Here is a 12,687-nt window from a genome sequence, read left to right on the forward strand (position 1 = left end):
TTATAATGATTATTTCCATATAAAATCGAAACGTTCCCACTTAGCAACCTAAAAATCCCCCAAGAATAAATAAACTCTCCTATTGTGTCAAATCCAACGGTACCAACTGATTAATTTGCATGGGTACTTTACTCCAAGTTTCCAGTGTATTTCTCGATTTCACCTCTATAAAATAACTGCTGTTGTAAAACCCACCCGGTATAGCAAAGGTGCAAAATCCGGTCTTCTTCAATACCGCACTTCCACTATAACTGCTCGTAAATGGAGTTACAGGAAGATGTAATTTCAGGAATACAGTATCTGTAGCAGCAGTATCAGTGCTCAATGCCTGCTGATACAAAGCCGGTAACATTTGCCCTGCGCCTGTATACATCCCTTCTAAAAATAATTTTATAGTGAGATTAAAGGGATTCACAATGAAATTATTTACAGAGAGCACGCTGTTACAAGCGGTCACCACATTAATTTTTCCGGTTGCGCATAATGGAGGAACAGCTGCTTTAATTTGCGTTGCACTCACCACCCTAAAGCCCGTCGCAACTCCATTAAAATTGACTGCTGTTGTCCCTATAAAATTAGCGCCATTGATAATAATGCTATCTCCCGGCAAACCATTTGACGGAGTAAATGAACTAATACTGAGTGGTGAGATAGAAATGGTTAAATTCACTCCATTATCATCACCTATATCTGCAAAATTTGAGCTCACTATTCTGATCCTGTATCCTATACCGGCTGACTGGCCTGCAGGAATTGTTACAATGATAGATCCGTTAGTCGACGTACTTGACAGCGTGCCAATAGTTGTTGGTGACGTAAACGATCCACTGGCATTACTCAATTGAACCGTAAAAATATTTCCGGCGTTTAATGTCAATGCCACCGTGCGATAATTTACCGTAAACGAAGCTCCGGCACAAAAAGTAGTATTACCTCCGGAAACTGAAGAAACAATACTATCCGGTGTATATTGCCATAAATCCGATTTATAGGTAATTACTTCATCGGTTCCATTGGCGGCAGTTGTCACCTGCATTCCTCCACACACATAGCCGTAACCGTTAATACCGGCCCCAACGCATCCCTCGCGTCCTCCGGCAAATGGTAACGATGCTTTTTGCACCCATGTATTCGCGGCAGGATTAAATTCCCAGAGTTCCTTTAGCAAATTATTTGCATCCAGATAGCCTTGCTGATTATAACCACAGGCATAGTACCCTTTATTCCCTATTGCAAAAGCAGCGCCTCCGTTTCTTGTATTTACATTGAGATCTGCTTTAAACGTCCAGGTATCATTCAAGGGGTTGTATTCATAACAACGGGCCGGATCTGAACCCAATGTTGAACCGGCCACTATATATCCCTTTCCATTGATCGCAAATGAACCGAGATTAAACCTGCCTTGAATGGCAGAAGCCGGTGCACGAACCACCCATGTATTAGAAAGAGGAAGGTATTCGTACCAGTCATTGTAATAATTACTGATAGGGGCCACACCAAATCCATAATATCCGCGGTTATTCAGTGTAAGTCCTGTACCACCCTGCCGGGCAGGTCCTGAGAAATTCGCCTTTTGCGTCCATACACCGCCGTTAGGATCATACGACCAGCAACCATTCTGAACTGCTAAAAGGTTATCTGCTCCTCCAACAACATACACTAAACTATCCACCGTAAAGGAACCTGCACTATGACGATTGACCGGAAACGAGTCTTTCTGTGTCCAGGATTCCGTTGCCGGGTCATATAACCAGGTGGCCTTACGAAAGATCCCGAACAGTGTACTTACATTTAAATAATTATAATCTCCATACACTCCCGGACCAATAAATAATTTTCCATTGATAACGGTGGCGCACATCCGCGTTCTTGCAGTGGCATTTGGAGGTGTCAATGGTGTCCAGCTATTCGTGACTGCATTGTACTTGATCATCGAATTATCAATCGCATTGCCGTGTTTCAAGCCTGTCAGAATGTATCCCTCATTGGCAATAACAAAAGAGGCAGAGAGACTCATTGGATAAGGTGCCGATGCCTTTTGTGTCCAGGTGTCGGTTACATTGTTGTATTCATAACAATCGCTGTAATAGGTCGTAGGGCCATTGTCATTTCCACCTACAACATATCCTTTACCATTTAATGTAAATCCTTTCGCAAAAATGCGTCCGGGAGCTGCTACCGGAAGCGATGCTTTAGCGACCCAAACATTCGCTGTAGTATCATACTCCAATACATCCTTCGAAGGACCATTCAAAGCGCTTTTATACCCACAGGCCACATACCCTTTTCCGCCAATACTAAAACCACTGGCACCGTAACGGGCTTGCGTGCTGGTAAGCTGCGCCATTTGATTCCATGTGTTTGTGGAAGGGTTATATCTCCAAAAATCAAAACGAATCAACGGAGCATTATCCGAGCTACCTGATCCGACATATCCATAATTACCAATAACAAAACTAAAAGGACTATGTCGGCCGGAGGACCCCATATCTGCCTTTTGCGTCCAGCTATTGGTCAACGGATTATATTCCCATAGGTCCTTTAAATAAATTAACGTGCTACTGTTGGTCTGTATATAGCCCATTCCAACATATGCCTTTCCATTCACTGAAAAAGACGTTGCTCCTGCCCTGCCGCTTACACCGCAATCCGCTACTCTGGACCAGGTACTGCTTCCGGGGTTGTATTTGTAAACATCATTCAAAGAGTTGCGAAAATTCTGACGACCTACTCCAAGTCCCCCGGCAATATACCCTTCTCCGTTCAATTCGAAACCTGTCGCCAGCGTGCGCTCTACATAATCAGAATTTCCAATAGAGGGCTTTTGAGTCCAGAGTCCTTGCGCGCATAGAACAGAGGGCAGTAACAGGAGGAGTAGAATTCGGATCATTTAGTAATTTCAAAATTGCATATGCAAGATATTGAAAAAATAAGAAACATACTAAAAACAGACCTAACAAAACTAAATATTCACCCCAAACAACAGACAATTCACCCGCTTTTTAACACTTAACACTTCAAATCCGGGAATTACTTATTAAACCAGTATTAAAAATATACTATAGGAAATGAAAAATATCAATTATAAAAATGACATTAATACCATATCGAACTATCAAACTACCTTTTCAATACTATTCATTCAATTTACCGGATGACCATTTTTGAAAACAGCTTTTTATTTTCTGCATGCCTTTGGCTGAAGAGAAAATCTAAATTCTTATTGAGAAAATAACCTATGAATTTATTTTCTTATTACAACTTATATATGCGTGAATGGAAAATCATCTTGTCTGTTATAATCCTAATTAAATAGGCGCCTTCTGATATATTTTTCGGAGACCAATAAATACAGTTTTGAGCATCCGTATATACTGTTGTACTTAAAATACATCGTCCACTAATTTCACACCATTCCATAGTGCACTTTTTCGAATCATACCCACCTGGTAACTCTACCCTCAATTGATCTCTTACCGGATTAGGAACTATCGTTAAGGATTCACTTAAAGTTTCCGCCTCTGAAAGTTGAGTTAATACAGGGCAACCGATAACACCAGATGGATACAATGGAATATTATCCTGCAGGAAGCAATCTAAAACAATGTTATCCAAATCCACCATTCCTGCCGGCACCGGTGAAATCAACCCATAAGTTGAACCGATTCCTTCAATTAAATATACATTGTATTGGCTATTTAGGTACCAACGCTTCCTGTAGCTACCTCCCACTATAACACTATCTATTGAAATAACTGTATCACAAATAAAATTTGTATTTATCATTGCCGCCAGATATCCTTTGATGGAATCTCCTACCTGCCAGTTAAAATCATAAAGCAATTGCTCGGTGGAATCGTTTTCCGGAATTATAAATACTTTTTTTGCACCATGATCATTACGAATGGCAGCACAGTACTTACCCGGTAAAACTGATATACCGGGAGGTGGGTTCAAACAATTAGGACCTGCATCGTAAATATAGGCTGGTATATTTAATGTATGGTAAGAAACAGAGTTAATCAAGGTATCGGCTCCGAACTTAATAGTCATCTGATACGATATGGTGGAATTACCAAAGATTCCCCAACAAATATTGTCCCCGGTAAAATTCCAATTGGCTGATGAATCAGGAAAGGGATGATAGATGGATGTTTGAGCCTTTCCTAAAAAAGAAAAGAAGAGAATTATGCTGACAAGAAAAAATTTTTTCATGAACTGTAGATTGATTAAAAACGAATTTACGAATATATTATGGGAAACCACCTAACCACCTTAATAATAATAAAAAGCGTCAAAAACCAGTGGCTGCCGTTTTCCCGTTCTGACTTCTTTCATTTATCCGTTCATCGTTTCCGCACCTAAATACGTCTTGAGTGATCCGGTAGATGAAATACAAAATCAAAAGATAATCTTTACAGATCTCCGGCTAAACAATCCGCATAAATCCCTTAAATCAGTGTAATCCGCGTTTCCTCTTAAATGATACGTTAGATGAAATCCCAAATCAAAAGACAATCTTACCAGGTCGCCGGCTTTAAAATCCGTGTAAATCCCTTAAATCGGTGTCATCCGCGTTCAAGAATTTATCCGTTCAACGCTTCCGCACCTGCAACGATCTCGAGAATTTCATTGGTGATAGAGGCTTGACGAGCTTTGTTATAAGTAAGACGCAGTTCTTTTAGCATTTCACCGGCATTCTCCGTCGCTTTGTTCATGGCTGTCATACGCGCACCATGTTCGGAAGCATGCGAATCAAGTATCGCTTTGTACAACTGGGTCTTGATGGACTTTGGAATAAGTTCCAAAACGATCTCTGATTTCGAAGGCTCAAAAATATAATCACTGACCATCTTACTTTCCTTTTTAGCAGGAGGTTGGATGGGCATGAGCTGCTCATTCATGACATATTGCACCGCAGCATTCTTAAACTGATTGTACACCACAATCACACGATCATACTTCGCATCGGAAAAGTCCTTCATTATTTTCTCTGCAATAGCAGAAACATTCACGAAGGTCAGGTCGGCATAAATGTCATTGTGATGACCTGCATAAATACTTTTATTTTTAGAATAGAAATCTGACACTTTCTTACCGATAGCCAGCACTTTTACTCCTCCGGCTTTCACCTGCTCTTTGTACTCATCCGCTAACAACCTATTAACGGTACGCATGATATTGGAATTGAAAGCTCCGGCAAGTCCACGGTTAGAACTTACCGCAATAATTAACACATTCTTTACGGGACGTACAACAGCATACTGACCTCCATCACTATCTTCAGATGAGGAAGAAAGATTCTCCAGCATATCGCGCAGTTTATTGGCATAAGGGCGTAATTGTGTAATGGCATTTTGTGCCCTGCGCAATTTCGCCGCACTCACCATTTTCATTGCTTTGGTGATTTGCTGGGTGCTGTTAACGGAGGTAATCCGGAGGCGGACTTCTTTGAGATTGGCCATGGTATTAATTCAGAATTAAGAATTCAGAATTCAGAATTAGTTTTTTTGATTGAATAATTTTTATGCTTTGAACAATATGTTACTATTGTTCCCATTCGATTTATGATTTTAATTCAGAATGAATTCAGAATTCAGAATTACTTTTTTTTATTGAATAATTTTTATGCTTTGTACAATACGTTACTACTGTTCAAATTTGATTTATGATTTTAATTCTGTGTTAAGAATTAAAACTGTCTATCCTAAACCTTCCTCTCCGCATAGCCAACCTGACTGCCGGCAGACAGGTTCTGAATTAAAACCATCTTTCTCAAACATCCTCCTCTCCGCGCAGCAATTCTGAATTCTGAATTCTGAATTCTGAATTACTTTTTACTATTCCTCTTCGTTGAATTAATTATACTTACTAAAAGTCTCATTAATTCATCCAGCTCCATTTTCAATTTCGGGTCAACCTTTGTGATTTTAAGATCAATAAGATCGAGCCAATAATCAGTTTCCTCTGCTTCCTTTAATGCAATTCCCAGTTTATTTATAAAGTCCGCCGTGCTTACTGCTCTTTGAGATTCCCTCACATTTGCACTGATACTTGTTCCACTACGGATTAACTGGTTAGCTAACTGGTATTGCCTTTTTTCAATTACCTTTTCGTTTAAGTCCAGGATTTCAGCAGCAAATAAGAACGATTTGTTCAGAACGACGTTGTTTTTCTTCATAGTGATTGGTTTTTAGCAAGGGTTTTGCTCTATTGTCCGATCACAGGTTTAATTCAGAATTCAGAATTCAGAATTCAGAATTATTTTTATTGTTTATTTTAGGATTGTATTTTTTCTATCGATTACTATTTAATGGTACTTAAATTTTCTGACTTCTCGCTTCGAAACTCTGATCAACTAATCTCTCCCAAATTTCCCCTCTCCGCGCAGAAATTCTGAATTCTGAATTAAAACCCACTATCTCCTTCAACCTCCCCCTCTCCGCGCAGCAATTCTGAATTCTTAATTCTGAATTCTTAATTAAACAGAGTATTTCTTTGCCAGGTCTTTTGCAACTTTCTCCAATTCGTTGGTGATTTCATCATTGATCACACCTTTCGCGAGTTGGTCGAGCACATTTTTATGTTGGGCACGAAGAATATTCAGGAAGTCGGTTTCAAACTCTCTTACCTTTCTAACGGGAACGGCTTGGAGAAGTCCTTTGGTACCAAGATAAATGATAGCCACCTGATCTTCTACTCTGTAAGGAGAATACTGACCCTGCTTCAGGATTTCCACGTTACGGGAACCTTTATCAAGCACCGCTTTCGTTGCTGCATCCAGATCAGATCCGAATTTAGAGAAGGCCTCCAATTCACGGTATTGTGCCTGGTCGAGCTTCAATGTACCTGCTACTTTCTTCATGGATTTAATCTGCGCATTACCACCCACACGTGATACCGAAATACCTACGTTGATTGCAGGACGCACCCCCGAGTTGAATAAATTCGCTTCAAGGAAGATCTGTCCGTCGGTGATGGAGATAACGTTAGTAGGAATATAGGCAGATACGTCACCGGCTTGCGTTTCGATAATTGGCAATGCGGTTAATGAACCGCCACCTTTAACTTTACTCTTCAAGGTATCAGGAAGGTCATTCATCTTGGCAGCGATGCTGTCAGACTTAATCACTTTCGCGGCACGCTCGAGCAGACGACTATGTAAATAGAATACATCACCGGGATAAGCTTCACGACCCGGAGGACGACGGAGCAACAGAGATACTTCACGGTAAGCAACAGCCTGTTTCGATAAATCATCATACACCACAAGTGCCGGACGACCAGTATCACGGAAGAACTCACCTATTGCAGCACCTGCCATTGGCGCATAGAACTGCATCGGAGCAGAGTCAGAAGCAGAAGCCGCCACCACAACGGTATAAGGCATTGCACCACGCTCTTCGAGTACTTTAACAACGTTAGCAACAGTAGAACCTTTCTGACCCACGGCAACGTAGATACAAAACACAGGTTCCCCTTTATCATAAAATTCACGCTGGTTGATAATTGCATCCAGCGCCACAGCCGTTTTACCTGTCTGACGATCGCCGATGATCAACTCACGCTGACCACGACCAATCGGAATCATCGCGTCGATCGCTTTGATACCCGTTTGCAGAGGCTCATTTACCGGCTGACGGAAAATTACACCCGGTGCTTTACGCTCGAGTGGCATTTCAAACAGTTCACCGGTCAGCGGGCCTTTACCATCAATTGGATTTCCGAGTGTGTCCACCACGCGACCCAGCATACCTTCACCTACTTTAATAGATGCAATTTTGCCGGTACGCTTTACAGTGTCACCTTCTTTAATATTATTAGAAGATCCCAGTGTCACTGCACCGATATTATCTTCTTCAAGGTTCAAAACGATACCCAATAGGCCGTTTTCAAATTCAATCAGCTCACCCGATTGCACCTTGGTTAAACCATAAATACGGGCAATTCCGTCACCTACCTGGAGAACGGTTCCTACTTCTTCGAGTTCAGAGGCTGACTTAAAGCCGGCCAATTGCTGGCGGAGTATCGCTGAGACTTCATCGGGTCTTACATCTACCATTGTGATTGTATTATTTATTGTTAGTAATCGTTGTTCGTTTCGTACTATCTATAATTCGTATTCCTTCGTACATTCGTCTATTCGTACATTCGTCTATTCGCAAATTCGTCTATTCGTATTTCGTATTTTCGTAATCCCGCAACGCGGGATATTCGTAATTTCGTAACCCCCTTTAAAATTCTTTCACATAGAGGTTATCATCAAACTCATTCTTCAGTTGCTTCAATTTCTTACTCACACTCGTATCAAACTGTTTATCTCCAACACGCAGAATAAATCCACCGATCAGTGAGGGATCCAGCTTTTCTACGATTTCTATTGATTGATCTTTATTCAGGTTCACTTTCGCAAGAATCTGATCGCGGAGTGCAGCATCTATTTTAGTAGCTGTGGTAACATGCACCGTAAGTATTCCCTTTGAATTTTTATACAATTGTATAAACTCCGCTGCGATATCATACAAGTAAAATTCACGACCCTTGCGCGTGATGATATTGATAAAAGCAAGACTTAACGCATCAATTCTGGCTCCAAAGATGGCCTTGATGATCGCATCCTTTTTATCCGTATTGACGATAGGATTTCGCAAAAGGGTAAACAGATCACGGCTGGAATCACAGGTAGCAGTAATCAGTTGCATATCCTCATAAACCTTGTCAGCAATTTTACGCTCCTGCGCCAGTCCCAAAAGGGATTTTGCGTACCGGCGGGCTACTTTAGAATCTGCCATTTATTTTCCTTGATCTTTATTCGTTAGTACTTCAATCGGATTTTCTCGCTTCGTACTTTTAATTTTTAAATAACTATTAACTTCCTTTCGAAATTATTCTATCTCTCACTCAACTCCCAATTCGTACATTCCTAATTCAATTCGTACATTCGTCTAATTCGTTGATTAGTCAATTCGTAATTCGTATTTTCGTAATCCCGCAACGCGGGATATTTTCGTATTTCGTAACCCCCTAGTTCATCTTTACATCCTTCAACATCTCCTGCACCAACGCTTTTTGCTTATCGTCGTTACTGAGTTGCTGACGGATTACTTTCTCTGCAATTTCAATGGAAAGAGTCGCCACCTGATTTTTCAATTCGGTGATGGCCGCCAGTTTCTCATTGGTGATGGCTTCACGAGCGATAGTAATCATGCGATCGCCTTCCGTTTGTGCTTTGGAACGGGCTTCGTTCACGATCATATCTTTTGTCTCGCGCGCTTCTTTCAAAATCAAATCTCTTTCATTGCGTGCTTCTTGCAAAATGCGTTCATTCTCTGCTTTGAGATTGGCTACATCTTCCTTCGCTTTCTTTGCCGCATTGAGTGCTTCTTCAATAGAAGTCTCCCGCTCTTTTAAAGAAGAAAGAATCGGACCCCAGGCGAATTTGCGCATCAGGAATACGACAATCAGGAAGGAGATGGACATCCAGAATATTAGACCGAATTCGGGTTTTACGAGTTCCATAGTATTTCGTAATAATCGTTGGGGAGATCCCCTTTATATTGATGAATAATTTTTGAATTAAACCGGCACTCGACCAAGCGTCGCTCTGCCGGTTTTTGTTGTTTTTACAATCGCTTATTTGGTAAGGATTGCAAGCAGGCCGATTACCATCGCGAAGAAGGCAGCTCCTTCAACGAGTGCAGCAGCAAGAATCATGTTTCCGCGGATGTCGCCTGAAGCTTCAGGTTGACGTGCGATAGATTCAAGTGCGGAACCACCGATACGGCCGATACCGATACCGGCGCCGATGGCAGCAAGACCAGCTCCAACAGCAGCAAGACCGTAGCCCATTCCGATGTTTTCGGCAGCTGCCTGAAGTAAGATGTTTGATAACATTGTGATTTGTATTTAAGGTAAGTAATTAATTTTCAGTTAATGATGATGGTCTTCTATAGCAGCTCCAATGTACACCGCACTTAACATGGTGAATACATAGGCTTGTAAGAAGGCCACCAGTAATTCCAATACCGTCATGAATACGGTGAAGACTAATGTGAGAGGAGAAACTGCAAATCCTACTCCGACTCCATTTTGTCCAAAGATGAAGATCAAACTGAAGAAGGCCAGTGCGATGATATGTCCTGCAGTAATGTTCGCAAAAAGTCGAATCATCAATACAAAGGGACGTAAGAATACTCCGAGAATTTCAATAGGTGTCAATAACACCAACACTCCTTTTGGCACACCGGGCATCATGAATACGTGCTCCCAGTAATTCTTGTTGGCATTCACTGTTACAATGATAAAAGTAAAAACCGCTAAGGTCAATGCTACACTGATGCTTCCCGTTAAGTTCGCTCCGAATGGAAATACCGGAATCAATCCCATCAAGTTGGCAATCCAAATGAAGAAGAATACGGTTAACAAGTAGGGTAAATATTTCTCGTACTTATGACCAATACTCGGCTTAATCAAATCATCTCTGACAAACATGATGATGGGCTCCATCGCATTTTGCAATCCTGTTGGAGCAAGACCTTTGCGCTTACGCGTATAAGCACCCGCGATATTGGTAAAGATCAACAACATCAATGCACAGCAAATAAATATTGAGGCCACATTCTTGGTTATGGAAATATCAAATATCGTTGCCGTCACTGCATCATTGATTGTAGCATGGTGTGCATCTATCTCTCCCATCTCATCTACAGCAACCACTTTCTGGCCTTTCAACATATAACCATTATAGGTTTTATGCCCGTGATCAAAACGTGAACTGCTAAACATCGCGAAACCGCGTTCAGAAGAATAAAGAATTATAGGAAGCGGAATTTCAGTATGACCCCAAAGATGCCACCCATGGGCATCGGCCACGTGTTCCATGATGATCTTTCCGGCATTCAGTTTTTCTTCCCCATGACTTGCATCCACATGAGCTTCAGCAACATGACCATCTGCACCGGCTACCACCGCGGCACTGTGATGTTCATTTTCAGGAAGTTGATTATGGGTAGAGTCCTGGGCAACATTTATCGAGAAGATCAATGTGAACACCAAAAAGGTCAGGACCGAGAATATAGCTAAACGTTTGTTTTTCAACATGATAGGCGCACCTATGGGTTATTGAGGTCGCAAAGGTAGATAAAAACGGAATATCTGAAACAGGAGAGATGAAATATCAGTCAGAAGTTGGGGATTTCTCGCCATTCCTTGTTGAATTGGATACCACCAAAAACAAATCGATTTCATTAAATATAATAAGCATAAACGCAGCATAAATTACCTTATTCAAAATTCATAATAATCTGTTTTTCAATTATTTTTATCTACAATTAATAATTATCTCAATTTAATAAAGTATTTATTATATTATAGTACTTTATTTATTATATTAAACTGAACTAATTTTTAAAAATCATCGTATATTTGCTACATGGAATATCTCCGGACACTTTTAAATACCCTGAAAAACAGGGTGGAAGAGCCGCGCAGATTTATTCAGGTTTTGGCAGGTCCAAGACAAGTGGGTAAAACCACGCTGGTACGCAAGCTCTCCACCATTCTGGATTTCCCCTGTTTGTATTGTTCGGGAGATGAGGCTCCGGGATATCAGCCGGGTCTTTGGCTCGACCAGCAATGGGAAGCTATCCGATCAGAGATTGCCAAGAGCGGTGCAGACGAGGGTTTGCTGATCATTGACGAGGTGCATAAAATTCCGGATTGGAGTGGTCAGGTGAAGAAGCATTGGGATAGAGATACGCATCAGCAAACACCGGTTAAAGTAATACTATTGGGTTCGGCGCAGATGCTGGTACAGAAAGGACTTACGGATTCACTCGCCGGACGCTTTGAGCGGATTTACGTTCCGCAATGGTCGCTGCAGGAGATGCAGGACGCCTTCGGTTTCACAGTAGATGAGTACCTCTGGTATGGCGGATATCCGGGAGGCGCGGCGCTGATTCACGACGAAAACCGCTGGAAACAATATATCCGTGAATCGATTATTCGTACCGCACTACAGCAGGATATACTCTCCGTCACCCGCATTGATAAACCTGCTTTAATGGCTCAGGTCTTTGAATTATCCTGCATGCATAGCGGACAAATTATTTCCCTTCAAAAACTAGCCGGACAATTACAGGATGCCGGAAATGTTACTACGGTAGCCTGGTATCTGGAGCTGTTGTCGGATGCAGGTTTCATCACCGGTTTACAGAAATATGCCGGTAACGCGATTCGAAAACGATCGTCGCCGCCTAAGTTACAGGTCCATGACAACGCATTGATGACCGCTTTACTTCCCTATACGTTTGAAGAAGCCAAGGCGGATCGCTCGCTCTGGGGACGCATCACGGAGTCTGCAGTCGGAACACACTTGCTGCGTCTTCACCGCGATGAACAGGCAACCTTGCATTATTGGCGCGAAGGAGGCAACGAAGTAGATTTTGTATCGGCTATGGGCGAACGGTTAACGGCCATTGAAGTAAAAAGCGGCGAGAAAACGGGTATTCAGAAAGGACTGGAGGTTTTCGGTAAGTCCTATCCGTTAGCCAAACGAATCCTGCTGGACAAGTCCTCTGCAACCACGTGGGAAGCAGCCATGCGGTGGAAGACGATTCGGGCGATGTTGTAGTGACAGGTCGCGACCTGTCACCATGATACGACCACGATGATGTTGACCGCGATGAT

The 12,687-nt window shown here is 41.8% G+C and carries 10 protein-coding genes; 1 reads left to right on the forward strand and 9 read right to left on the reverse strand.

From position 1 onward, the window contains the following. Positions 1-79: 79 nt before the first annotated feature. The 9 genes from IPJ86_04465 to atpB all read right to left on the reverse strand — a co-directional run bounded on the left by IPJ86_04465 (position 80) and on the right by atpB (position 11,100). On the reverse strand, positions 80-2,890 hold the full coding sequence (locus IPJ86_04465) for a hypothetical protein (GenBank protein ID MBK7886567.1): 2,811 nt from the start codon (positions 2,888-2,890) through the stop codon (positions 80-82). Between the two features lie 365 nt (positions 2,891-3,255). Then, positions 3,256-4,215, reverse strand: a complete 960-nt coding sequence (locus IPJ86_04470; protein MBK7886568.1) for a hypothetical protein — start codon at positions 4,213-4,215, stop codon at positions 3,256-3,258. A 371-nt stretch (positions 4,216-4,586) separates the two neighbouring features. Further along, positions 4,587-5,465 carry an ATP synthase F1 subunit gamma gene (atpG, locus tag IPJ86_04475; GenBank protein ID MBK7886569.1) on the reverse strand — a complete coding sequence of 293 codons (879 nt, stop codon included), beginning with the start codon at positions 5,463-5,465 and terminating at the stop codon, positions 4,587-4,589. Between the two features lie 365 nt (positions 5,466-5,830). Continuing rightward, positions 5,831-6,181, reverse strand: coding sequence for a four helix bundle protein (locus tag IPJ86_04480; GenBank protein MBK7886570.1), 351 nt, complete (start codon positions 6,179-6,181; stop codon positions 5,831-5,833). 300 nt (positions 6,182-6,481) lie between these two features. After that, entirely contained in the window at positions 6,482-8,062 is a 1,581-nt protein-coding gene (locus tag IPJ86_04485; GenBank protein ID MBK7886571.1) for a F0F1 ATP synthase subunit alpha, read from the reverse strand. A gap of 172 nt (positions 8,063-8,234) precedes the next feature. Continuing rightward, positions 8,235-8,792 (reverse strand): ATP synthase F1 subunit delta, encoded by a 558-nt coding sequence (gene atpH / locus IPJ86_04490; GenBank protein MBK7886572.1) that lies wholly within the window; start codon positions 8,790-8,792, stop codon positions 8,235-8,237. A gap of 232 nt (positions 8,793-9,024) precedes the next feature. After that, entirely contained in the window at positions 9,025-9,519 is a 495-nt protein-coding gene (locus IPJ86_04495; protein ID MBK7886573.1) for a F0F1 ATP synthase subunit B, read from the reverse strand. 114 nt (positions 9,520-9,633) lie between these two features. Continuing rightward, positions 9,634-9,894 carry an ATP synthase F0 subunit C gene (atpE, locus tag IPJ86_04500; GenBank protein ID MBK7886574.1) on the reverse strand — a complete coding sequence of 87 codons (261 nt, stop codon included), beginning with the start codon at positions 9,892-9,894 and terminating at the stop codon, positions 9,634-9,636. 36 nt (positions 9,895-9,930) lie between these two features. Further along, entirely contained in the window at positions 9,931-11,100 is a 1,170-nt protein-coding gene (gene atpB, locus IPJ86_04505; GenBank protein MBK7886575.1) for a F0F1 ATP synthase subunit A, read from the reverse strand. Positions 11,101-11,431: 331 nt separating this feature from the next. On the opposite strand from atpB, the gene IPJ86_04510 reads away from it, so the two are divergent. Next, complete coding sequence (locus IPJ86_04510) at positions 11,432-12,631, forward strand: ATP-binding protein (protein ID MBK7886576.1); 1,200 nt, start codon at positions 11,432-11,434, stop codon at positions 12,629-12,631. The last annotated feature ends 56 nt before the right edge of the window (positions 12,632-12,687 follow it).

This window comes from Bacteroidota bacterium (assembly GCA_016713925.1).
Lineage (GTDB): Bacteria > Bacteroidota > Bacteroidia > AKYH767-A > OLB10 > JAJTFW01.